Consider the following 23,655-nt stretch of genomic DNA (forward strand, 5'->3'; position numbering starts at 1 on the left):
GTAGACTGTGAATTTAATAAAAAAGCCCATTTAGCATGGGCTTATGGGTTTAAGTGGACTTTGAAAGAATTTACTCGATATTCTGAATCTGCTCGCGCATTTGTTCGATAAGGACTTTCAGCTCGATGGCTGACGTCGTGACGTCGGCATTAATCGATTTAGAGGCCAGCGTGTTCGACTCGCGGTTAAATTCCTGCATCATGAAATCAAGACGGCGGCCAACGGCCTCTTCTTTCTTCATGATTTTATGCGTTTCTTTAACGTGAGCTTCCAGTCGGTCGAGCTCTTCGGCCACATCAATACGCTGCGCCATCAAGACCAGTTCCTGTTCCAGACGGGTATTTTCCAGCTGAACCTGCGCGTCTTCCAGTTTGCTCACCAGACGTTCGCGCTGCCATTGCAGGATATTTGGCATCTGGGCACGGACTTTCAAGACTTCGCCGCTGACGCCGTCGAGGCGTTGTTCAATCATCGTTTTCAGTGCAGCACCTTCGCTTTCGCGCGCGCTGATAAAGTCGTCCAGCGCGGTATCCAGCGCCAGCAGCAGTTCTGTGCTTATGGCATCCAGATCCTGTTCTTCGGCCAGCATCACGCCCGGCCAGCGCAGAACTTCCAGCGGATTAATCTCGCCTTCGTCGCTTTGCATTTTTACCCATTGCGCCGCTTCAACCAGCTGCTTCGCCAGTTTTTCATTCAGCTGCAACGTGCTTTGTGCGCCCGGATCGAGATCAAAACGCAGATTACATTCGACTTTACCCCGCGTCAGACGGGCACGGATGCGCTCGCGAATAACCGGCTCCAGGCTGCGGAATTGCTCTGGCAGACGGATGTAAGTTTCGAGATAACGTTGGTTTACCGAGCGAAGTTCCCACGCGGCGCTGCCCCAGTCACCCTTAATTTCGCGTCGGGCATAAGCGGTCATACTACGGATCATGTATGCGTCCTGTTAATGTAAAGATGCAGCGATTATAGCCCCGGTAAGCGGGTCATGATAGGCATTACCTCGCGAAGTCCGTATAATGCGCAGCCAAACACGATTCGCGACCCGGAGAACTATCCATGCGTCCAGCAGGCAGAAATGCGCAACAAGTACGCCCCGTAACACTGACCCGCCATTACACTAAACACGCTGAAGGTTCCGTGCTGGTGGAGTTTGGTGATACCAAAGTGCTGTGTACCGCGACGGTGGAAGAAGGCGTTCCGCGTTTCCTGAAAGGTCAGGGACAGGGTTGGATCACGGCTGAATACGGTATGCTGCCACGCTCCACGCACAGCCGTAATGCGCGTGAAGCCGCCAAAGGCAAACAAGGTGGCCGTACTCTTGAAATTCAGCGTCTGATTGCCCGCTCATTGCGTGCGGCAGTGGATCTGAAAAAGCTGGGTGAATTCACCATCACGCTGGACTGCGACGTTTTGCAGGCTGACGGCGGCACGCGCACTGCGTCTATCTCCGGTGCCTGTGTGGCGCTGGCAGATGCATTGAACGCGCTGGTGGCGGCGGGTAAGCTGAAAGCCAATCCGATGAAAGGCATGGTTGCCGCTGTTTCTGTCGGTATTGTGAAAGGCGAAGCGCTGTGCGACCTCGAGTATGTCGAAGACTCAGCCGCCGAAACGGACATGAACGTGGTCATGATGGAAGATGGCCGCATGATTGAAGTGCAGGGCACCGCAGAAGGCGAGCCATTCAGCCACGAAGAACTGCTCACTTTACTTTCCCTCGCACGAGAGGGGATCGACACTATCTTCCAGGCGCAGAAAGCGGCGCTGGCGGAATAATTTTTTAAGGCGACTGAGAAGTCGCCTTTTTTATGGCCTGCGGGCTGACAATTGCAGATATAAGACGTTAACGAGGAGACCATCAATGAAAGCCTATCAGCGCCAGTTTATTGAGTTCGCACTGAACAAACAGGTTTTGAAATTCGGCGAGTTTACCCTGAAGTCCGGACGCATCAGTCCTTACTTCTTCAATGCCGGTTTGTTTAATACTGGCCGTGATCTGGCGTTACTGGGACGTTTTTACGCTGAAGCATTGATGGATTCAAAAATTGATTTTGATTTAGTCTTCGGGCCTGCTTACAAAGGGATCCCGATTGCGACCACCACCGCCGTCGCGCTGGCTGAACATCATGACCGCGATGTGCCATATTGTTTCAACCGTAAAGAAGCCAAAGATCACGGCGAAGGTGGTTTACTGGTGGGCAGCCCGTTGCAGGGGCGCGTCATGCTGGTTGACGATGTGATTACCGCCGGGACAGCCATTCGCGAATCCATGGAAATCATCAATGCCCACAATGCGACGCTGGCGGGTGTGCTGATTTCTCTGGATCGTCAGGAACGTGGCCGCGCGGATATCTCTGCAATTCAGGAAGTTGAGCGTGATTATCACTGCAAGGTGATTTCAATTATTACGCTCGCGGATTTAATTGAATATCTGGAAGAGAAAGCGGAAATGGCTGACGATCTGGCGGCTGTTCGGGCTTACCGGCAGGAGTATGGCGTTTAACATCGGGTAAAACTTCATAAGGCAGGGATGTTATGACACAAACTGAAGCGGGCAACAAAGGATGGATGCCTTCCCGGGCGGCAGAGTTTCTCTGTCGCCAGGCGCTGCGTCTGGTTAAAGGCGGAAGCCTGACGCCGGCGGAATGCCAGCGTATTTATGATTTTTGCGGTGTCCGGCCTGATTATCCGCAATGGCGAAAATTTCTGGTCCCCTTGCTCTCGCTGCTGGGTTTGTTGTCGCTGGTCGCGGGTGCCGTCTTTTTTGTCGCCTGGAATTGGGCAGGTATGCCAAAAATGGCAAAGTTTGCGCTGGCAGAGTTGTTGGTCGCTGCGCTTGCTGTCGTCGTCTGGTGGCGCTGGTATGACAGCTTTGCACGCAGTGCCTTACTGGCGACGGGTCTCAGTTTTGGTGTGCTTTTCGCCCTTTATGGCCAGATTTATCAGACGGGTGCCGACAGTTGGGAATTGTTCAGAGCCTGGTTGTTTGTCTTCCTGCCTTTAGCACTCATCGCCCGACAGAACAGTTTGTGGTTCTGCTCCTGGTTGCTTGCCAACCTTACGTTTCAACTTTATTACGCCACGGTGTCTATGTCCCTGATGGACAGCACGGCATTTGACGGTCTCGATTATTTCCCTGCAACTGCGCTCTACAGTTATCTGATTGTGCAGATATTGTGTCTGGTCACGCGTGAAGTTCTTTCCCTGCGGGCCATAAAACACAATCCTCAGTCGTGGCTCGCCAGTCGCTGGTTCTCCCGCGTGATGGCCGGCTTTTTGCTATTGATACTCACTTTCATCGTTACCGCAAATGTGTCCGGCTGGGGCTACGGTTCCCCTCATCACTTTGTGACTGCTTTGTGGCTGGTCGTTTTACTGGCGGGCTACTTTTTCTACCGCTATCGCCATCCCGACCTTTGCATCCTGACGCTGGGAACTGCCAGTTTAGCCGCCATCGGGTGCGTGCTGATCATGCAGATGTTCGACAGTTCTTACGATGTAGGTGGCTTGTTTATGCTGGGCTGCCTGATGGCTTTATGGCTGGCGGGATGTGGCGCCATGATGTTGTACTTGCGGCGCAAACTCTATGAGAGCCAACCGGTCGAGGTTTCATCCACAGAAATAGCACTGCTGACGGAGCAATTACGTCGGCATGATTTGCTTAATCAGACGCAAATTGAAGATATTCAGCAATATGATCATTCTTCTCATCTGCCCTGGTATCTGCGGCTGACGCTGGCCGTCGGTGGCTGGGTCGCGGCGATGATCATTTTGCTTCTGTTGGTTCTGGTGCTTTATGTTATCGATTTGCTCAATGACCCCAACGCTGCAACGGTGATTATCCCTTCGCTGCTTCTTGCCTTTGTCGCGGGCGGGCTTTTACGCTTGCAGGGCGTGAGCAAGCATCATATCGGTCTGGCATGGGGAATAGCCGCAACCTGTGGTCTCTGTTTTGGCTTCTATCTGCTCTTTGAACCTGACTGGGAAATGTCATTCCTGGTTGGTTCACTCTGTTCAGTACCGGTACTTGCAGTGATGACACTGGCAATGCCGGATCGTCCATTCCGCTTTATGGCGATAACGGCGCTGACATTTTTGCTGATCTTTTGCGGCGATTTGCTTGGCGGGATGTACTTACCGCCATCCGTCCGTTTTTGGGCGGTTTCAGCGCTGGTTGCCGGCATCGTGATTTTCTGGCTGTGGATTGTCAGAGAACAAATTAACTTGAAAGGCACACCATTTGCTGACGCGGTTTTCCCTTTCCTCTGGGGTATTCCTTCCGGCCTGATATTGCAGTGTTTTTCCGGTATTAACGCTTCGTTCCTCTTCGATGTTTTCTGGTGGCCTGCGGGGTATTTCGCTCTTTCACTGGAAACTGGCGCAGGCATTGCCGCAGGTTTAGTTCTGGGGTGTCTGTATCAGACTGTGGTGAAAAAGACGCCATCAGCGCCGCTGCTTCTGGCTGCGGCAGTTTTGTGTGGCGCCGTCGCCTTCTATGCGCCGGGAATCGGTCTGGGCCTGTGGCTGTTACTGATAGCGCGTTATCAGGGAAGTCAGGGGGTTTTAGCCGCGAGCGGCTGTTTTCTCGCGCTCTATGTCATTGACTGGTATTACTTCCTTGGCGTCAGCTTGTTGCAGAAATCCCTTTTACTGTTTGTCACAGGCATTGTTTTGCTGGCACTGGCATTTGCAGCTAAAAAGCTAATCCCTGCAAGAAAGGAGGAGGCTTATGCAAACCAGTAATCTGAGAAAATGGCTGGCAGGACTAGTGATACTGCTGGCGCTGATTGCAGTGAATGCAGGTATCTGGCAGAAAGAGCGGGTGCTTAAACAGGGCGCGGTGATGATATTGCAGCTGGCTCCGGTTGATCCGCGTTCTCTGATGCAGGGGGATTATATGGCTCTGAGATACGCCATCACGCGGACTTTGCAGCAGGAATTATACCAACAACGTCAGGGTTGTGATTCAGCTCCACAGCCGCCTTGTCTGCCTGCCAGTGGCAAAATTATTGTGACAGTCAATGAGCAGCGACAGGTCACTCAGGCGCGGTTTGATAACGGTGAGACGCTGAAGCCTGATGAGCTGCGGGTTAACTATCATATGAATGCTGGAATGCTGACGGTAGGAACGGATGCTTACTTTTTCCAGGAAGGTCACGGTGAGCGTTTCGCCAGTGCGCGTTATGGTGTATTTCGGGTAGGGCAAGATGGGACGGCATTACTGACCGCAATGCTGGATGACAATGGAAAAATGATTCAGCAATAACGTGAAAACAAAGGGCCTTTCGGCCCTTTTTGATATCTGATTTATGTCCCTGCTTCGCGCGTTTATTGCAACTGAGCAGAAATCAGTGGCCAGCGGGTATCAAAGTCCTGAGTCGGACGATACTTGAACTCTGAACGCACAAACCGAGACAACATACCTTCGCAAAAAGCCAGCAATTGGCTGGCAAGAAGGGTTTCATCACTGACGAATCCGCTGCCCTCACGCATTTTCTTTTCACGCAATACCTGCCGCAGTTGCGCTTCAATCCGCTCGTAAAGCTGGCTGATTCGCCCCTGAAGGCGGTCTTGTTCGAACATCAGCGCATGACCGGTCATGATGCGGGTCAGACCCGGATTGCGTTCCGCAAAACCTAAAATCAGCAGCAAAATCAGACGGATCCGGTTTAACGTATCTTTTTCATCCTGCAGGATAAGATTGATACGGGTGATCAGACTGTCTTCGATAAACTCAATTAAGCTGTCAAACATCCGCGTCTTACTGGGAAAATGACGGTAAAGAGCTGCTTCCGAAACGCCAACGCTGGCGGCGAGTTTCGCGGTGGTGATCCGCTGGCTGCCATCGCTGGACTGAAGCATTTGCGCTAACGCCTGCAAAATCTCTTCGCGCCGGTTCCTTTTTGTCGTTTCTTTCTCTGCCATGTCTGAATAGACCCTTGCTAAAAAACGGCTAAAATCATGGAGAAACCGCACAACTGCCGCATGAATCGCTGTGATCCTGCGGCTTATTTCGTTCCCTTGGTGTTGTTACGGTCTGATAGTGATAAGGATCTGTTCAATATCGCGTCAAAATCAGCGGTGCTGAACAGGTTCTTATTGACGGCCTGAGTGGCCAAAACCACCTTCACCGCGTTCACTGGCGTCAAAATCTTCCACCAGATTGAATTCTGCCTGAACCACCGGCACAAAGACCATTTGAGCAATGCGCTCGCCCGGTTCGATAACAAACGTAGTCTGACCGCGGTTCCAGACGGAAACCATCAGCTGGCCCTGATAGTCGGAATCGATAAGACCGACCAGGTTGCCCAGAACGACGCCGTGTTTATGGCCCAGACCTGAACGAGGCAGGATAACCGCCGCCAGATTGGCATCACCGATATGGATAGCCAGACCGGTTGGCAGCAACGTCGTTTCGCCCGGTTTCAGTTCTACAGACGCGTACAGACAGGCGCGTAAATCCAGACCTGCGGAGCCCGGCGTCGCGTAGGCAGGTAAAGGGAAAGTCGAACCGATGCGCGGGTCGAGAATTTTAATGTCGATTTTTTTCATCATAACGGCTGACAATCTCTTCTAATAAACGTTGACCAAGCAGGGACTTATCGCTGAGCGGTAAGATTTTATCCCCGTCCTGCCAAAAAAGATGCAAGGCATTGGTATCAGTATTGAAACCCTGCCCGGCAAGTGAAACGTCGTTGGCGCAAATCAGATCCAGATTCTTGCGGATCCTTTTTTGCCGCGCGTATTCTTCCACATTCTGGGTTTCTGCGGCAAACCCCACAACATACGGCCGGTTCTCCGTCATTGCCGCTACGCCTGCCACAATATCGGGGTTTTTGACCATTTTTACAGTGATTTCATCACCTTGTTTTTTGATTTTTTCTTCAGCAACCAATTGTGCACGGTAATCCGCGACGGCGGCACAGGCGATGAAAATCTGCTGTGAAGCGGCGGAAAGCTGAACGGCTTTTTGCATATCCAGCGCGCTTTCGACGTCAATGCGGCGGACGTTTGGCGGCGTCGGTTGCGACACAGGCCCGGCAATCAGTGTGACATGAGCACCGCGGTCAGCGGCCGCTTTGGCAATAGCAAACCCCATCTTTCCTGAACTGTGGTTACTGATAAAACGCACCGGGTCGAGCGCTTCGCGCGTCGGGCCTGCGGTAACCATAATATTCAGATGCGCCAGATCTTTACGGGCAGAGAAATGCGTATTAGCCAAATCGACGATCACCAGCGGATCCAGCATCCGGCCTGGGCCTATATCGCCACAGGCCTGGCTTCCGCTGTCGGGGCCCCAGATTAGCGTGCCGCGTGCGGCCAGTTTTTCCAGGTTTTCCTGAGTCACGGCTGCGCGGTACATCTGCTGATTCATCGCCGGCAACACGGCGACCGGCGCGGCGGTTGCCAGACAGACGGTTGTCAGCAGGTCATTCGCCATACCGGCGTTCATTCGCGCCAGTAAATCTGCCGTGGCGGGAGCAATCAGAACTAAATCAGCCCACTTGCCCAGCTCGATATGCCCCATTGCCGCTTCGGCAGCCGGATCAAGCAAGTCATCAGAGACCGGATAGCCAGAAACGGCCTGCAGGCTCAGGGGAGTCACAAAGGATTTCGCCGCTTGTGTCATGACCACGCGCACCTCTGCGCCTCTTTCACGTAAGCGACGTACCAGTTCTGGTGCTTTATAGGCAGCGATACCACCGCTGATACCGAGCACAATATGTTTGCCGGAAAGTCCCGTCATCATCATTGTCCGATTGGTTGTAAGCCGAAAGAAGCGACATTTTAGCATAACGCGGAATGATGACAGCAATTGGCGATGCTCTTATGCGAGTGAATAAAAATTCTGCGTAATGCCTCGCAGGCTTTTAACCCGAAAGCTCCGGCCGGCAGGGCGGTATGCCACAATCGGCGCGTAAAAGGAGTCCGGATGACAAAATCACAGGAAAGCTGGCCGGGTGAAATACCGCCACGGGAAAAGCTATTACAGCAGGGTGCCAAAGGGCTGACGGATCAGGAATTGCTGGCGATTTATTTGCGCACCGGTTGCCAGGGGGTGCATGTCATGGAGCTGGCGAAGAATCTTCTGGAGGAATTCGGTTCACTGCATAAATTGCTGATGGCTGATTTTGATTCAATGGCGGGCGTTAAAGGGATGGGTGTGGCGAAATTTGCGCAGCTGGCTGCGGTTTCGGAACTGTCGCGCCGATCATATTTACGCCACCTGAATGCTGAAAATGCGATGCTCAGTCCTGAGATCATCCGGGAGTATTTGCAGAATTTGCTGGTTTTTCGGGAAAGAGAGGTATTTCTGGTACTTTTTCTCGATAACCAGCATCGCGTTATTCGCCATGAGGAGATGTTTGCTGGTACTATTGGGCACGTAGAAGTGTATCCCCGCGAAATTGTTCGCGGTGCGATGAAGGTTAATGCGGCAGCCCTAATTCTGGCGCATAATCACCCATCCGGTCGGGCTGAGCCCAGCCTGATGGACCGGAAAGTGACCGAACAGATTATCCGAGCGTGCCAACTGCTGGAAATTCGCGTCCTCGACCATTTGGTTGTAGGTCACGGAGAAACAGTCTCTTTTGCTGAGCGTGGTTGGATTTAGTCTCGTTTTTTGAAGATCCTTAGGGATCTTTAGCTGTTCGGGACTTGAGCACTTACGCTACAGAGCGTATACTACGCCACCTTTGAGAATCTTGGGTTTGGCGTTAAGAGCCTATCTCAGCAGGTTTCTAACCTGATGAAATGGTTTTTACCCGACGACAGTGAGTCGGTTCTCAGTGGAGTTTGCTGAGATGGGCTCTAAAAGCCTGACGAGGCGGCCATACCCTATACGAAGCTCGAGCTGATTTGATTTTTGGAGATATAGACATGTCCCGAGTCTGCCAAGTTACTGGCAAGCGCCCGGTGAGCGGTAACAACCGTTCCCACGCAATGAACGCGACCAAACGCCGTTTTCTGCCAAACCTGCACTCACACCGTTTTTGGGTTGAGGCTGAGAAGCGCTTTGTAACTCTGCGTGTATCTGCTAAAGGTATGCGTGTTATTGATAAGAAGGGTATTGAGACGGTCTTGGCCGATCTGCGTACCCGCGGTGAGAAGTATTAAGGAACTGAATCATGGCTAAAGGTGTTCGCGAGAAGATCAAGCTGGTTTCTTCTGCTGGTACTGGTCACTTCTATACCACTACGAAGAACAAGCGTACTAAGCCGGAAAAATTGGAACTGAAGAAATTCGATCCAGTTGTCCGTCAACACGTGATCTACAAAGAAGCTAAAATTAAATAATTTTAGTGGATTAATAAAACCCGGCTCCGGCCGGGTTTTTTATTGCCTGAATTTGGTCATTTTCGCTCAGCACGACTTTTGTTTGCCTGATGCCGATGTCTGCGACACACTCTGAGAATCATTCTGCTACGGGAGAAATTATGCCGGAATTACCTGAGGTTGAAACCAGCCGCAGAGGGATAGAACCCTATCTGAAAGGCCATACGATCATGCACGCTATCGTGCGTAACCCGCGGCTACGCTGGCCTGTTTCTGCAGAGATTCTCTCGCTCAGTGACCAGCCGGTGCTGAGCGTTCAGCGCCGTGCAAAGTATCTGCTGGTTGAGCTCAAGTCGGGCTGGATCATCATTCATCTGGGCATGTCTGGCAGTTTGCGGATTTTGCCGGAAGAAACCGAACCGGGTAAACATGACCATGTCGATCTGGTGATGGATACCGGTTTTGTGTTGCGTTATACCGACCCGCGTCGTTTCGGTGCTTGGTTATGGTCTTCAGATCTGGCGGCCAGCAATGTTTTAGCGCACCTCGGGCCGGAGCCGTTGAGTACCGATTTCACCGCGGATTATCTGCTGGAGAAATCGCGCACGAAAAAATCCCCCATCAAACCGTGGCTGATGGATAACAAACTTGTGGTCGGGGTAGGTAACATCTACGCCAGTGAATCGCTGTTTGTTGCGGGCATTTCACCGGACAGGCTGGCGCATTCGCTCAAACGTGATGAAGCCGGGTTACTCGTCAGAACCATTAAAGCGGTATTGCTGCGTTCCATTGAGCAGGGCGGTACGACTCTGAAAGATTTCCTTCAGTCGGATGGTAAACCGGGGTATTTCGCGCAAGAGCTACAGGTTTATGGACGCGCGGGTGAACCTTGCAGGGTATGCGGTGCGCCCATCGAGAGTAAGAAACACGCTCAGCGCACCACGTTTTTCTGCCCTAACTGCCAGCAGTGAAACGCATTCAGGCGCTGATCTTCTCCATCAGTGCCTGAGTAATAGATTGGGGCAGGAACGGCGTGATGTCACCGCCGTGGCGGGCCACCTCTTTCACCAGAGATGATGAAATAAACGACCACTCTTTCGATGGCATCATAAATACGCTTTCCAGCGTCGGCAGCAAATGCCGGTTCATGTTGGCCAGCTGCATTTCATACTCAAAATCCGACACCGCCCGTAAGCCACGCACCAGCACATTTGCGCCCTGCGCTTTGGCAAAGTTGGCCATCAAATCGCTGAAGCCAATCACTTCGACATTCTTCAGATGCGAGGTCACCTGTGTTGCCAGCGCCACACGCTCATCCAGAGTAAACATCGGTTTTTTGCTTGGGCTGGCGGCAATCGCCAGAATGACGTGATCAAACATCAGCGCAGCACGCGTCACGATATCCAGATGCCCGTTTGTCAGCGGGTCGAAAGTGCCGGGATAAATTGCCTTAGTGCTCATAAAGGCTCACTTTTGCAGTTGGTGGCTGAGCGCCCACAGGGCGGCATATTTATTGAAAGTATACTGCGCATTGACACCCGCCAGGATCAGACCCTGTTTGCCATCCAGAAAACCCGCCCGCAGGATCCAGGTTTTTATGAATGCGCCCAACGTGTGTGAAATGACAGAGAAAAAGCGGCAACGGCGACCTTGCTGATGGCGCTGACTGGCCCATGCTTCGGCATAACTGAGTTGTTTGCGCTGGAAGGCAAAGAAATCACGACACGTCAGATGCAGCAAATCGCCTTGCAAAGGGACAACGGCAGAATTGCCCGTATTCAGCGATTCGTGAACTAAATCGTCGTTATAGTGAAAGGATGAAGGATATAAGCGGTTGACGCGATCAGGATACCAGCCGCTGTGGCGCATAAATTTCCCGAGAAATAAGTTACTGCGGCCCAGGCTATAAACGGTGTTTTCCTGCGGATTATTCATAACGTTTTCAACCGATTGACGCAGCTCCGGGGAAACCCGCTCATCCGCGTCGATCATCAAAATGTAATCGCCGGTCGCATAGCTTTGCGCCAACTGGCGCTGCTTTCCAAAACCCGGCCATTGCACGTTGGTAAAAACTTTCGCGCCGAACTGACGGGCAACGTCGAGCGTGGCATCTTCACTGCCTGAATCGAGCAGGATAATCTCATCCGCCCAGGTTACAGACTCCAGACACTCGGGCAGTAAATCAGCTTCATTACGCGCAATCAGCACGACGGATAAACGTTTTTTGTCGGCCATTAATGACCCCGCACAGGCAGATAAGGCTCCAGTAAATGCAGCAGACGTTGCAGTGCGCCCTGATTTTGGTGCAAGACTTCTACCGCGTGACGCCCGTAATACAGACGATAGTCTTCATCTGTCAGCAGCGTGGAGATTTCTTTCACCAGCGACGCTGTATCCGTCACGGTGATTAACCCATCGTCCTGTGCAAGTTTGGCGCAGATGTCTTTGAAGTTGAACGTATGCGGCCCCATCAGCACAGGAATGGCGTGTGCTGCGGCTTCCAGAGGATTATGACCTCCTCGATCGACCAGACTGCCGCCAACAAACGCCAGATCGGCAATTCCGTACAGCAGCATTAACTCGCCCATCGTATCGCCGATCACGACCTGCGTTCCCGATGAAGGCACTTCGCCGGTGCTGCGCTGTGTAAAGGTCAGGCCTGCTTTTCGCGTCAGTTCGCACGCGACCGGGAATCGTTCCGGATGGCGTGGGACCAGAATGAGCAGCAGCGTCGGGTGAGATTTCAGCAATTCTTTATGCGCTTCCAGCAGCAGGGTTTCTTCCCCTTCATGCGTACTGGTCGCAATCCATACCTGCCGGCGCGATGCCCACTGACTGCGAAGCGCGATGGCTTTAGCCGCTAATTCCGGTGTGACCGAGATATCAAATTTCAGGCTGCCGGTGACGGCAAGCTGGTTGCGTTTCAGTCCCAGAGAAAGGAAGCGGTCGCCATCTTCCTGATTTTGCGCGGCAATCAGCGTGATGCGTTGTAAAACCGTGCGGATAAACGTGCCCAGTTTTTGATAGCCCTTGGCCGAACGCTCAGAGAGGCGTGCATTGGCAATCACTAAGGGAATTTTACGACGATGCAAAGCACTGATGAGGTTTGGCCACAGCTCGGTTTCCATAATGATAACCAGCTTTGGGTTCACTTCATCAAGAAAACGGTTCAGCGATCCAGGCAGATCATAAGGCAGATAAACGTGATGAACGCCGGCACCAAAAGCAGACTGAACACGCTCGGAGCCTGTTGGCGTCATCGTCGTGACCGTGATCGGCAATGAAGGATAACGATGGCGCAGCGCGCGGACTAAAGGAATGGCCGCCAGTGTTTCGCCCACCGAGACGGAATGCAGCATGATGCCGCCGGAAACCACCTTCCCTTTGCAGAAGCCATAACGTTCAGCCCAGCGTTTACGGTATGCCGGTGACTTCCGGCCACGAACCAGCAAACGGATCCAGATAAGAGGCTGGATGAGGTATAAAACAACTGTATACAGCGTTTGCAACATAATATCCGTGAAGTCTCGAGTAGGGTTGGAATTCTAAGTTTTTAGCCAAATCAAAGCGAATACTTTTAACGCCAGAGGCAGGGCAGCATGCGCATTATGACGCGGCAGCCGATCGGCACGGGATCTATCCACTGATTAATTTTCGCAATTTGAAATAACGACGCCCAAGCCGCCAGCGGAGGCGGAAAGTATTGGCATTACGCCACATCAGGCTCCAGATACCTTGCTGGAAAATTTCCTCAACCAGCTTTTTCTTCAACGCCGGGTCTTTTATTTTGTCGACGGTATGGAGAATACCCAAGCCTTCTTTTGCTATTTGCCATTTACACGCCGGAACTTTAGCGACTTTTTCCGGGTACCGATGATTAATATCGTCCAGCATACGCAGAATCTTCATGTAATGATGCGCAGAGCGAACTTCGGTGGCATCGCCATCCGTTTTATGTGAAACCGAATTCGAATGGATTAAATAATCGTAGAAAATATCGCTGGTGTATTGAACACGATCCGCCGCCAGCAGAATCTCTGTCGTCCACGGAATATCCTGATGCCTCAACCCCGGTTCGAAAGAAAAGTTATGACGCCTGATAAAGTCATGATTGTAGATATTCAGCCAGGTGACATGCAGAAATTTGCGGGATTCGAGTGCCTGTTTGAGCCAGACGTCACCGGATAAAACTTCTGTCGAAGATAAGCGTTCAGGCGGGAAGATTATTTTGCTTTTATCACTGTCTTCATAAACATATCGCCCGTTGCACGTTGCGACATCCAGTGAGTTTGTTTCGGCCATCTCCAGCAGTTTCTGATACATTCCGGGATGAATGTTGTCATCGATATCGGGAAATGCCAGATACTTGCCAGTGGCTTGTGACAGACCGTGATTACGTGCAGCAGAAACCCCCTGATTTTCAATCGTGAATACCCTGAACGTCTCGAAAGAGGACCGGTAGGATTCAATAATTTCTGCACTTTTATCCGTTGAACCGTCATTAACAACAATCATCTCAAAATGGGTTAATGTCTGCTGGATGATATTGTCAAAAAACTGGGCGAGAAATTGCTCCCCGTTATAAACGGCAACGATAATACTCAGTGAAGGGGTCTGTAGCATAATTATCCTGGAATAAACGTCGAGCAACAGGTGCTCAGAATGAATGCCTTTTCAGCTGTCATGCATTTTTTGCCAGTGAACAATATTGCTCACAAATAGGCTCAATGCCAAAGCCCGCTAAAGTCTCCTGATTGATTTCAGGCGGGTTCTGGTAAATATCCACCATCACTTTGGCTAAATCATGGCTGTTTAGCTGCGCTAATCCGCGGGCAAGTTCCCCTTGCAAGATTTCAGCCGGGCCGCCCGGACAACGGGTGCTGACGACCGGCGTGCCCAGAAGCAGGGCTTCAACCAACACATTCCCAAACCCTTCACTGTCCGAACTTAACACCAGCATTGCCGCATTTCGAATGAAAGGATAAGGATTGGGCCTGAATCCGGGAAACAGAACCTTGTCTTTTACGCCGAGTTCCTGGGCTAAATCTTTCAGCTTTTCTGTCTGCGCCCCGGAACCCTGCCCTAGCAGAACCAGAGGGAGTTCGATGCGACTTTCTGCATACGCCTGAATCAACCGGTCGTGACGCTTACTTGCATGAAAACGGCCCACGTGAATCAGGTACGAGCCCGGAGAAAACTCACATTCCTGCACGGAGGCCTGCCTGATTGCATCGATATCGAACGGATTGTAGATCACTCTGAGCTTTGAAGGCCGGAGTTCAAAATGGGATAAATCATCCGCCACAGCCTGTGAAACGGTAACGACATTCCGGTTCTGGTAAACGTTTTTGATCTTACGTTTTTTTAACCAACGGCTCAGGCCGGTACGATGTCCCAGATAAGATGTCGAGAACATTCCGTGTAAACAGAACCAGACTTTATGGCGGGGAAGGGATTTACTGCGGGCAACGATACGATCAGTTTTGTGCAGGTTTGACAGCACCAAATCGAATTCGTCGCTGGCCTGCACGGCCTGATCAAGCAACCGCGCCCGGCGTGAAAGCTCGGTGATTTTTCGCCACGGTGTGCGGCTTTTATCCTTTATCACCCGGTAAGTCAGACCTTCCGGCAACGGATACTCACAAACGTCTCTTAACGAAAACAGCGAGACCCGGTGCCCGGCGCGCAAAAAACCTTCTGCTAAGGTCAGAACAACCTTTTCGGCACCGCCGCCAGGCAAGCCATCAATAATAATCAGAATATTCATCATCGGCTCAGAAGCTCTTTATAGAGTGTCAGAAGCTGTTCAGAAAGGCGCTGAGGCGTATTTTTCATGATAGTTTCCCGTGCGTTTAGAGACTCGCGAGAATCTACCACATTCGACGGAAGAGCCATAATCGCCTGCTGCAGGTCGTTGATATTGAGCGCATCACAAACGAATCCGTTTCTTCCGTTCACTATAAACTCGGCTCCGCCACAGGTTGGCGTAGTGATCACGGGCAGGCCGCAGGCCATGGCTTCAAGGATCACGTTGGGGAACGGATCGTATAATGTGGGTAGTAACAGTCCGTCGGCCATTTGATAGAACGGCAGCGTGTTTTGCTGAACTCCAAAGAAATGCACCCGATCTTTACAGCCGGTTGCAGCCGCTAATTCACGGTAGCGTGGCTCATTTTTATCTTTGCCGACCACCAGCAGATGCCGCTGTGTTCCTGAAATTGCTTTAATTGCCGCGTCCAGCCCTTTACGTTCAAAGCCTGAACCGACGTAAATCAGGCAGGTCGCATTCTCAGGGACACCATATTGCTGGCGCAACTGAGCACGCAGCGGGGCTGTTCCGGGTATAAAATGCTGATTGTTTACAGAGTTATAAATGACGTGAATCTTTTCCGCAGGCACTGAAAACCGTTCAATGATTTCCTTTTTAACCATTTCAGCATTACAGATAACCGCTTTCAGCTCTGGCGCAGCGTACATCTCCTTCTCGGATTGCATCACGTAACGGTGGAAACGGTCAGTGAAAAGCCTTTGCGCTTTGTGCTTAGGCAGTAATCGTGAACGCTCTTCGAGCCACCTGACGTGAACGCCATCTCCGGCACGGTACAAATCACAACCGGGGATCCGCTCATGACTTTGTACCAAATCGAAATGTTCTTTTTGCCAGACTTGCCGGGCCGCGTTGGCAAAACCGCGCTCTCTGCTGACGCGCCCCCATTTCCAGGGATTGCAAAGGTGCACTTTCCAGTCGGGATTAATATCACCCTGCCATTCACGAGTGATGACATTAAGCTCGATGTTTTGGTTCTCAAGCGCCTCAAGCGCTCTGGAGACGAATCGTTCTGCACCTCCGTCAGGGCGATATTTCTGACGGACTAAAGCAAGCCGGAATGCCTTCATGCTAATAATCTCCTGGCCGCATCTGTCACAACGTCAACGGGAATGGCATTCAGATAACGTTCTGACGTGTTGGTATCGACATTGTCCGGATCCGGAAGCGGCCCGTAATCACCGGCCCAAATGACTTCACCGATCGCATCCCACGGTCGCCAGAAAACCAGTTTCGAAGGGCCAAACAGGGCGACGAGCGGGGTTTTCAAGGCTGCAGCCATGTGCATCGGGACAGAATCCACGCCGATAAATAGCGCGGCACCGTCAATCAGCGCGGCGAGCTGGGGTAACGTCAGTTTGCCGGCCAGAGAGGTCACGTTGATTTGCGGGCAGAGTTTAAGGATACGATCGACCATGTCAAGCTCGTGCTTATCTGGCCCGGAGGTGATGACCAGTGGATATCCTTCAGCGTGCAACTGCGTCAGCATGGCGGCCATCTTTTCTTCTGACCAGCATTTGAAGAACCATCGGGAGGTGGGCTGCACCACAATATAACGGCCAGAAACCTGATTCTGCTGTAATAAATGCTGCACCTTTTCACCGTCTTCCTGAGCATAACTCATTGTGGCTTCAGGCTTTAATGACGAAATTTGAAGGGGTTCCAGCAGGGAGAGGTTTTGCTCAACGGTGTGCAATGCATGATGATTTTTCGTGCTGACTAACTGCGTGTGGCAAAAACGCCAAAATGCACTCTGACGTTTAGGGAAATCAAAACCCAGGCGGACAGGCGCGCCGGTAAGCCGGGTTGCAATGGCACTTCGCCACTGATCGCTTAAGTTGAGGGTCAGGTCATAATGGCGGGACATGACCTGTTTCATTAAACGAATTTCATGGGCCATATGGGACCATACGCCGAGTTTTTTCCAGGTGCGGTCGATGCAGTGCAGGTGATGAATGGAAGGGTTTGCCGCCAGCATATCGCGGGTTTCCTGGTATATCAGCATATCGATTTCAGCGTCAGGGTAGCGAGCCTTCAATGTATTGACGACCGGGGTCGTCAGTAGCATATCGCCGTGATGACGCAGTTTGATGATAAGGATACGCCTGATAGAGGAACCCGGATGTTGTGCATGAGCCGTCGTCATAATTCATCACTGTTTAGGAATCAAAGCACGATTCTAAAGTACACTGAGGCCTCAGGCTATACCCAACGCGGTTCTTGCGTTGAGGGTGAAAATCCCAAAAAATAGAAACAATCCATTAAATTGTTGTCATAACGGTATGTTTGCATGGGCATACCCCCGTAACAGTCATCCTGTATGTTTGATTAATAAGATAAAATTAGGCCAGTTCAATGAAAAAACCCGCATTTATCATCACCATAGATACCGAGGGTGACAATCTTTGGCAAAATCATGAGCGCATTTCCACTGAGAACACCCGCTTTCTGCCGCGATTCCAGAGCCTGTGTGAAAAGTACGCTTTCAAACCGGTTTATCTGACGAATTATGAAATGGCGCAGGACGCTGCATACGTGGAGTTTGCCAGTGATGTGATCAAACGGGGTCAGGGCGAAGTGGGCATGCATTTACACGCCTGGAACAGTCCTCCGCTTGTTGCGCTGACCGATGATGACTGGCGGCACAAACCCTACCTGATTGAGTTCCCGGCAGAGCAAATCAAAGCCAAAGTGGCATTTATGACGCAACTGCTGGAAGACAATTTCCAGACCAAAATGCTCAGCCATCGCGCAGGGCGTTGGGCCTTTAATGAGTATTATGCGTCGCTGCTGGTTGAGCAGGGTTACCTTGTGGATTGTTCGGTGACGCCTCATGTGAACTGGTCATCTTCGCCTGGCAATCCCAAAGGCACTGGCGGGACGGATTACAGTCGCTTCCCGAAAGAGGCCTATTTTATCGACCTCAGCGACATTGCAAAAGCGGGCAACTCTCCGCTTCTGGAAGTCCCGATGAGTATTCAGCTGAAGCACTCCGGACTGCTCAATCAAATTAAGAGTGGCTACGATAAACTGCGCGGAAAAAATCGCTCTCCTTCCACGCACTGGTTGCGACCATCCGGCGGCAATGTTGAGAATATGCAAAAAGTGGCGGAACAGTCTCTCAAGCAAGGTTCTGACTACATCGAGTTTATGCTGCATTCTTCTGAGTTCATGCCCGGCGGAAGCCCGACGTTCAAAAATGAGCAGGACATTGAAAGGCTTTACGAGGATTTGGAAAAGCTGTTTAGCTGGATAAGCGAACGGGCACAGGGGATGACGCTGGCAGAATATTATCAATGGAAGATTAAATAAGATGTCGCAGAAAAGAATGAAAACGTTTTGGGTTAATCTTTTCTTACATTGCTATGTAAAAGTTAAACCTACCCTTAAAAGCCGGACGTCATTCTCGCCCGAAGAGAATTTCAAAAGCATTGCCATTTACTCGACCACCGCGCTCGGCGATTTAATGTTCAATACGCCTGCGATTCGCGCGATAAGACAACGTTATCCGGACGCATTTATTACGCTGGTTTCCAGTGAAAAGAATAAAACGCTCGTCGAAGGGAGCCATTTTTTTGACCGGATTGTCTATTGGGATGAGAAAGTAAAATACGTCCGGAAACTGGTTTCTCGCCTCAGAGAGCGGCAACCTGAGTTAACGGTAATATTACACTCGAAAGCACCCTACGACATTCTGAGTGCAGTGATGTCCGGTTCCCACTATATCGTCAAAGATATTTATGGCGGTAAGAAGATTGGTATGGAGAAGTGGCTGGTTAATGAAGGCTCGGTTTTAAGTTGCCATCTGATTCAGCGAAAGTTGAATATGTGCAGTTTGTTAGGGTGTGATACCTCTAATAAGGAAATGGTTATTCCTGTTGATTTCCCGCATCTTAATAAAGAAAACGGGAAGAAAATTATTGGTTTTCAGATGGGTGCCTCTGAACCGATAAGGTGCTGGCCGATTTCTAAATTCTCAGAGCTTGCCAAAGCACTATTCCAACTGGGGCCAGAGTATGAAGTGGCTCTGATTGGGACGAAAAAGGAACTGGCTTATGAGAAATTCTTCCTGAATTCATTGTCGGAAGATGAAGCAAGAAGGGTAACCAGCTATATCGGCAAAACCGATCTGAAGCAACTGATGGGCATAATCGAAAATATGGATGTGCTCGTTACCGGTGATACCGGTCCTCTGCATCTTGCTGTCGCGCTGAAAACAAAAACCGTCAGCCTGTTTGTGACAGCAAATCCGGATCACACGGGCCCTTATCAGGATAGGGAATTGCATCAGATCATGCGCGTTTCCACTGATATCAAAAATCTTGCCGCAGATATTAAGATACAGCCTTTGGCTATTATTAATGCTGAAGATGTTCTGGAAAGAATTGAACTCTTGTTACCGCGCTGATTAAGAGAGCAAGGGAATGGTGATTATTCCCTTGCTCAGTTTCACCACATACTATCTAACTTTTCTTATCTCTCCGGCCAGTAACACACCTATCGGGAACCAGAATAAGTACCAGCTTTCGCTGGGATTACCGATATTGAACATTCCCTGAGAAAGATAAAAAATCAGCATAAAGATGAAGATAGCCGCTTCAAAACGTCTGTCTTCCTTGATGTAGCAAAACGCCCGGTAAGCGATATAACTCAGCAGCATCAGGAGTGAAACTAAACCGACCAAGCCACCTTTCAGCATAGCGCCCAGATACAAACTGTGGGTTGTCGTGACGTGTTCACCACTGTAGTTGATGAAATTCAGGCTCTTATCAAAACCATAACCGAAAATTATGTCAGGAGAAATCACTTCAAACGTATGTCTCCAGATACTGAGACGTAAGTAAATCTGCGATGACAACTCCTGAAAACGTTCTATGACCATTTCAGTAATACCGATATATGACATGACTGTAATGACAACGGCCAGCACGATGGCGGCAATGAAAACGTTTTTCCTGGAAAGTATTTTGTAGTGGGATGTTACGAGCAGAGAAATCACCAGGGCAATAAAGGGCCCCCGGCTTTGCGTAAATAATAATGCGATGAAAAGTATAGACGCCGTAACGATAAATACAGGCTTCTTGCTTTCTTTGAACGCCAGCAATGACAGGATTATCCCGATTGAGAAGTATCCGCCGACATCAATAACGTTACTCGGCCCGGGGGAGACAGAACTCATCAGACGATTGGTCAGTAAGTTTTGGTAATCCACAATGATTAAGAAAAGTGCCAAAGCAACGAACCCAAAAATTATGGCTGCGAGCGCAATCTCTCTTTTCTCGCTACTGAGTATTGTTGCGACCATGGCGACAAAGAGCAGAATGTATAAACTGTGCGTTAAAGCCGACTCAAGATTAGACGGAATGTCGCCCCAAAGTGTACTTAATGAGAAATACACAAGATAGATTGAGCAAAAAACCAGACCGTAAAGCATTTGTTTTTTGTGTAGCAGGGTATCGCGGAAGGCTTTGTTTCTGAAAATAAGGAAAAGGAAAACTACTCCTGATAAATGGAAGAGATTTGTCGATCTTGTGTAGCCACAAAAAATCGCACTAAAGAAAAGAAATAATGTAAAAAATAAATAATAAAGATGCTCTGCATTAATTCTTTTTAAAAAATGCATCATTATATGAAACCTTTTCAAAAATGTAGTCTGGAATAGCACTATTAACTGAAAGATTAATAACTCTTATCTTCTTATCTTTAAGTAATAAGCTGGCATGTTCGAATGCAGGTAAAACAAGGTTTGTAAAAATACCCTTAAGGTTCGTGGGTTGCTTTTCGCTTTGGCTTTCATAAAACCGGGGTTTATCAAAGTTGTTCATATCCAGGCCGGCGATGAACAATTCGGTAAAACCGAGATACAGTGAAATCTGCAATGCCCAGTAAATTACGGTACCGGCATCAAAAATTCCCTGACGAATATCGGTTGAAAAACCGATATCTGGGCGGCTCTGAGTAAACGCAGTTGAGCTGTCTTTTATATAAAAGTCTTTTAGCTCATGGGGTTTGAGTGAGGACTGGTAAATTTTACAGGCAGCATCTTCGATAAGCGCTAATGTGCACTGAATATTCCCTAGCCCGATACGATCAATGATTCTGGCTATGCCATGCGCCGTGGTGAATAAGATTAAACCGCGAGCAGCGACAATATTAGCCACGATTTCAGGCTTTTTATCGAAGAACCCCATATCTACAATAACGTAAAATGAGAATTCAAAAAATTTGCTCAGAGACCATGCCCCGTTAACGCCAAAAGCGGGAACCGGGAGAGGCGGTTGGGTAAAATCAATTTCGTTTACAGATGGGCCGGTTGCCGCCAGCATTATCGGCCCGGAAAACTTCCCTTTTAATGAGGAAAGATCGGCGATAGGTACTGGCTGTCCGCGATACTCGAGTTGATTTATTTCACCCGTCGTTGCCCTGCCTATTTTCATATAGGGCCATAAATTTTCATTGTGCCTGTATGACCGTGGATGGGTATATCGGTAAACCTGTTTGAAAAAAGATCCCACGATTAACCGACCTCCTCATCAAGCAGTGCTTTTACCTGTTGCGGAAGAATATCCGCCATTTGATTCCCGGAGAACGGGCGGCAAATAAACTGATTTTTCCCGTATCCGCCGATAAGTCCCGGATCTGTCGGGCCGTAAAGCGTGATATTGGGGCGATCCAGCGCAGCCGTCAAATGACTCAGGCCGGTATCGACTGAAACCACGGCTTTTGCCCCTGCCAGCACTTCGGCCACATTTTGCAGGCTTAATTTCGGTAATACTTCAACGAAGGGGAAACCTTCTGCAAGTCGCAGTGCACGCTGATACTCGTGTTCCGCGCCCCACGGTAGTTTGATACGGATATTGTGCGTACTGAACAGGCCGATCAGTTCGCGCCAGTGTTCTTCCGGCCAGTGTTTATCCGCGCGGGTAGTGGCGTGGAGGAAAACCAGATACTGGCCCGCATCTTCGGGAGGATGTGAAAGGAAGCGCGCGGCGATGGCGTAGTCGCCCTGAACCGCAGGCTTTTCATAGCCCAGACTTTTTGCGAAAAGCTCGCGGGTGCGTTCTACAGCATGTTGTTTTTTATCGATTTCATGACGCTGATTGTAGAACCAGCTGGCAAAAGGCTCGCGGGCACTTTTGCAATCCTGACCGTGCTTTTCGCCTTTTGCGACACGGGTAATCAGCGCCGCGCTTTTGATCAGGCCTTGTGCGTCAATGACGGCATCATAAGTCCGCGATTGCACTTCACGTTTGAAATCACAGCGTTGCTGGCGGGTTTCAGAACCAAACCAGTTCTTGCGCCAGCGCCGGATTGCTACCGGGATCACGCGATCGACCGCCGGATGCCAGCCGGGAATTTGTGTGAAACCTTCCTCCACCACCCAGTCAAAGCGGATACCGGGGATGGCCTGCATGGCATCGGTCAGTGCCGGGAGAGTATGCAGAACGTCACCCATTGACGATGTTTTGACGATGAGAACCCGCATTACAGCCCCTTCCCTGAATTCAATAACTGACTTAATTCCTGATAAACCTGTTCCGGCTGAATGTCGATCAGACTCTGATGATAGCCTTCTTCCGCATCGCCTTTACGGACTTTATGGTAGCCGGTAATGAGGCGGATCACTTTGGCCTGATGGCTGAGCGGCGGGGTGAAATCCGGGCTGCTCGGCCCGTACAGGGCAACCAGCGGTTTATCCAGCGCGGCGGCAACATGCATCAGCCCTGAGTCATTGCTGACCACGGCCTGACAGGCTGCAATCATTACTACGGCCTGATCCAGCGACGTTTTTCCTGCCAGATTCAGGCAGAAAGGCTGCGCGCTTTCGGTCAGGGCAAGGCGGATTTGTTCTCCTGCCGGGTGGTCTTTCGCAGAACCGAAGAGCACGACCTGCTGGCCTTCGCCAATCAGTTTTTCGGCCAGAGCGGCGTAATGATAGTGCGGCCAGCGCTTTGCCGGACCAAATTCAGCGCCCGGACAAAAACCGATAAGCGGCCTGCTGTCGTCGACAGCAAATGAGGTTTTGACCGCCGCAACTTCAGCTTCTGACACCTGTAATTTCGGCCAGAGAACCGGCTGCGGTAAATCGGCAGCGGTGCGGATTTGTTGTGCGTTATATCCCAGCGCGGCATAGCGCTGAACCATCAGAGGAAAGGCGGCTTTATCGAGAACCCGCAGATCATTGAGCAGGCCATAACGCATTTCGCCACGCCAGCCGGTTCGCTGAGGAATGCGGGCAAAGAACGGAACCAGTGCCGATTTGAACGAGTTAGGCAGCACAAAGGCGCGCTGATAGTGTTCGCCACGCAGCGAAATGCCCAGACGGCGGCGCTCCCCGAGTTCCAGAGCACCGTGACCCAGCGGCATTGGCAGTGCCTGACGCACTTCCGGCATCCGGTCGAGCAAAGGACGGCACCATGCGGGTGCCATCACGTCGATTTGCGCTTCCGGGTGCGCAGCTTTCAGCGTGCGGTAGAGACTTTGTGACATCATCATGTCACCGACCCACGACGGCCCAATTACCAGTATTTTCATACCGTTAATCCATTCCTC

Annotated in this window: 25 protein-coding genes; 10 read left to right on the plus strand and 15 right to left on the minus strand. The window is 50.6% G+C overall.

Annotated features, from left to right (window positions below; translation table 11 throughout):
- Positions 1-70: 70 nt before the first annotated feature.
- Positions 71-934, minus strand: a complete 864-nt coding sequence (locus BV494_RS17210; RefSeq protein ID WP_104923954.1) for a YicC/YloC family endoribonuclease — start codon at positions 932-934, stop codon at positions 71-73.
- 125 nt (positions 935-1,059) lie between these two features.
- Between BV494_RS17210 and rph the strand changes: the two genes are divergently transcribed.
- From rph to BV494_RS17230, 4 genes are all read left to right on the plus strand, one after another.
- Positions 1,060-1,776, plus strand: coding sequence for a ribonuclease PH (gene rph / locus BV494_RS17215; protein ID WP_101079933.1), 717 nt, complete (start codon positions 1,060-1,062; stop codon positions 1,774-1,776).
- An 85-nt stretch (positions 1,777-1,861) separates the two neighbouring features.
- On the plus strand, positions 1,862-2,503 hold the full coding sequence (gene pyrE / locus BV494_RS17220; protein WP_104923955.1) for an orotate phosphoribosyltransferase: 642 nt from the start codon (positions 1,862-1,864) through the stop codon (positions 2,501-2,503).
- 32 nt (positions 2,504-2,535) lie between these two features.
- Positions 2,536-4,743: a DUF2157 domain-containing protein gene (locus BV494_RS17225; RefSeq protein WP_104923956.1), complete on the plus strand. Its 2,208-nt coding sequence runs from the start codon at positions 2,536-2,538 to the stop codon at positions 4,741-4,743.
- Positions 4,730-5,266 carry a GDYXXLXY domain-containing protein gene (locus BV494_RS17230; protein ID WP_104923957.1) on the plus strand — a complete coding sequence of 179 codons (537 nt, stop codon included), beginning with the start codon at positions 4,730-4,732 and terminating at the stop codon, positions 5,264-5,266. Before BV494_RS17225 ends, BV494_RS17230 begins: the two co-directional genes overlap by 14 nt.
- A 62-nt stretch (positions 5,267-5,328) precedes the next feature.
- Here BV494_RS17230 and slmA read toward each other — a convergent pair whose 3' ends face one another.
- The 3 genes from slmA to coaBC all read right to left on the minus strand — a co-directional run bounded on the left by slmA (position 5,329) and on the right by coaBC (position 7,750).
- Positions 5,329-5,925: a nucleoid occlusion factor SlmA gene (gene slmA, locus BV494_RS17235; protein WP_104923958.1), complete on the minus strand. Its 597-nt coding sequence runs from the start codon at positions 5,923-5,925 to the stop codon at positions 5,329-5,331.
- 171 nt (positions 5,926-6,096) lie between these two features.
- A complete protein-coding gene (gene dut / locus BV494_RS17240) occupies positions 6,097-6,555 on the minus strand; it encodes a dUTP diphosphatase (protein WP_192938023.1) in 459 nt (152 codons plus the stop codon).
- Complete coding sequence (gene coaBC, locus BV494_RS17245) at positions 6,533-7,750, minus strand: bifunctional phosphopantothenoylcysteine decarboxylase/phosphopantothenate--cysteine ligase CoaBC (RefSeq protein ID WP_192938174.1); 1,218 nt, start codon at positions 7,748-7,750, stop codon at positions 6,533-6,535. The genes dut and coaBC overlap by 23 nt, the downstream gene beginning before the upstream one ends.
- Before the next feature lie 183 nt (positions 7,751-7,933).
- Between coaBC and radC the strand changes: the two genes are divergently transcribed.
- The 4 genes from radC to mutM all read left to right on the plus strand — a co-directional run bounded on the left by radC (position 7,934) and on the right by mutM (position 10,246).
- The gene (gene radC / locus BV494_RS17250; RefSeq protein ID WP_104923960.1) at positions 7,934-8,614 is read left to right on the plus strand and encodes a RadC family protein; all 681 of its coding nucleotides are present in this window, start codon (positions 7,934-7,936) and stop codon (positions 8,612-8,614) included.
- Positions 8,615-8,880: 266 nt separating this feature from the next.
- A complete protein-coding gene (gene rpmB, locus BV494_RS17255; RefSeq protein WP_004953342.1) occupies positions 8,881-9,117 on the plus strand; it encodes a 50S ribosomal protein L28 in 237 nt (78 codons plus the stop codon).
- An 11-nt stretch (positions 9,118-9,128) separates the two neighbouring features.
- Positions 9,129-9,296, plus strand: a complete 168-nt coding sequence (gene rpmG, locus BV494_RS17260) for a 50S ribosomal protein L33 (RefSeq protein WP_004392084.1) — start codon at positions 9,129-9,131, stop codon at positions 9,294-9,296.
- 140 nt (positions 9,297-9,436) lie between these two features.
- A complete protein-coding gene (mutM, locus tag BV494_RS17265) occupies positions 9,437-10,246 on the plus strand; it encodes a bifunctional DNA-formamidopyrimidine glycosylase/DNA-(apurinic or apyrimidinic site) lyase (RefSeq protein WP_104923961.1) in 810 nt (269 codons plus the stop codon).
- 7 nt (positions 10,247-10,253) lie between these two features.
- On the opposite strand, the gene coaD is transcribed toward mutM, so the two are convergent.
- The 7 genes from coaD to rfaQ all read right to left on the minus strand — a co-directional run bounded on the left by coaD (position 10,254) and on the right by rfaQ (position 17,251).
- Positions 10,254-10,736 carry a pantetheine-phosphate adenylyltransferase gene (coaD, locus tag BV494_RS17270; RefSeq protein ID WP_104923962.1) on the minus strand — a complete coding sequence of 161 codons (483 nt, stop codon included), beginning with the start codon at positions 10,734-10,736 and terminating at the stop codon, positions 10,254-10,256.
- A gap of 6 nt (positions 10,737-10,742) precedes the next feature.
- Positions 10,743-11,510: a glycosyltransferase family 2 protein gene (locus BV494_RS17275; RefSeq protein ID WP_104923963.1), complete on the minus strand. Its 768-nt coding sequence runs from the start codon at positions 11,508-11,510 to the stop codon at positions 10,743-10,745.
- Positions 11,510-12,784: a lipid IV(A) 3-deoxy-D-manno-octulosonic acid transferase gene (gene waaA, locus BV494_RS17280; protein WP_192938175.1), complete on the minus strand. Its 1,275-nt coding sequence runs from the start codon at positions 12,782-12,784 to the stop codon at positions 11,510-11,512. The genes BV494_RS17275 and waaA overlap by 1 nt, the downstream gene beginning before the upstream one ends.
- A 127-nt stretch (positions 12,785-12,911) precedes the next feature.
- Entirely contained in the window at positions 12,912-13,898 is a 987-nt protein-coding gene (locus BV494_RS17285; RefSeq protein ID WP_104923965.1) for a glycosyltransferase, read from the minus strand.
- A gap of 58 nt (positions 13,899-13,956) precedes the next feature.
- Entirely contained in the window at positions 13,957-15,042 is a 1,086-nt protein-coding gene (locus BV494_RS17290; RefSeq protein ID WP_104924831.1) for a glycosyltransferase, read from the minus strand.
- On the minus strand, positions 15,042-16,172 hold the full coding sequence (locus BV494_RS17295) for a glycosyltransferase family 4 protein (protein ID WP_104923966.1): 1,131 nt from the start codon (positions 16,170-16,172) through the stop codon (positions 15,042-15,044). The genes BV494_RS17290 and BV494_RS17295 overlap by 1 nt, the downstream gene beginning before the upstream one ends.
- Positions 16,169-17,251, minus strand: coding sequence for a putative lipopolysaccharide heptosyltransferase III (rfaQ, locus tag BV494_RS17300; protein WP_439958393.1), 1,083 nt, complete (start codon positions 17,249-17,251; stop codon positions 16,169-16,171). The genes BV494_RS17295 and rfaQ overlap by 4 nt, the downstream gene beginning before the upstream one ends.
- A gap of 206 nt (positions 17,252-17,457) precedes the next feature.
- On the opposite strand from rfaQ, the gene BV494_RS17305 reads away from it, so the two are divergent.
- On the plus strand, positions 17,458-18,414 hold the full coding sequence (locus BV494_RS17305; protein ID WP_104923968.1) for a polysaccharide deacetylase family protein: 957 nt from the start codon (positions 17,458-17,460) through the stop codon (positions 18,412-18,414).
- A gap of 1 nt (position 18,415) precedes the next feature.
- Positions 18,416-19,510, plus strand: coding sequence for a glycosyltransferase family 9 protein (locus tag BV494_RS17310; protein WP_226789984.1), 1,095 nt, complete (start codon positions 18,416-18,418; stop codon positions 19,508-19,510).
- Positions 19,511-19,561: 51 nt separating this feature from the next.
- On the opposite strand, the gene BV494_RS17315 is transcribed toward BV494_RS17310, so the two are convergent.
- From BV494_RS17315 to rfaF, 4 genes are read right to left on the minus strand one after another with little or no spacing between them, the layout of a single operon-like run.
- A complete protein-coding gene (locus tag BV494_RS17315) occupies positions 19,562-20,728 on the minus strand; it encodes an O-antigen ligase family protein (protein WP_104923969.1) in 1,167 nt (388 codons plus the stop codon).
- Positions 20,703-21,617, minus strand: coding sequence for a WaaZ-like lipopolysaccharide core biosynthesis protein (locus BV494_RS17320; RefSeq protein ID WP_104923970.1), 915 nt, complete (start codon positions 21,615-21,617; stop codon positions 20,703-20,705). Before BV494_RS17320 ends, BV494_RS17315 begins: the two co-directional genes overlap by 26 nt.
- Before the next feature lie 2 nt (positions 21,618-21,619).
- Positions 21,620-22,588, minus strand: a complete 969-nt coding sequence (rfaC, locus tag BV494_RS17325; protein WP_104923971.1) for a lipopolysaccharide heptosyltransferase RfaC — start codon at positions 22,586-22,588, stop codon at positions 21,620-21,622.
- Positions 22,588-23,637 carry an ADP-heptose--LPS heptosyltransferase RfaF gene (rfaF, locus tag BV494_RS17330; protein WP_104923972.1) on the minus strand — a complete coding sequence of 350 codons (1,050 nt, stop codon included), beginning with the start codon at positions 23,635-23,637 and terminating at the stop codon, positions 22,588-22,590. The genes rfaC and rfaF overlap by 1 nt, the downstream gene beginning before the upstream one ends.
- Positions 23,638-23,655 lie beyond the last annotated feature (18 nt).

It is taken from the genome of Rahnella sikkimica (assembly GCF_002951615.1).
In the GTDB taxonomy this organism is placed as follows: Bacteria; Pseudomonadota; Gammaproteobacteria; order Enterobacterales; family Enterobacteriaceae; genus Rahnella; species Rahnella sikkimica.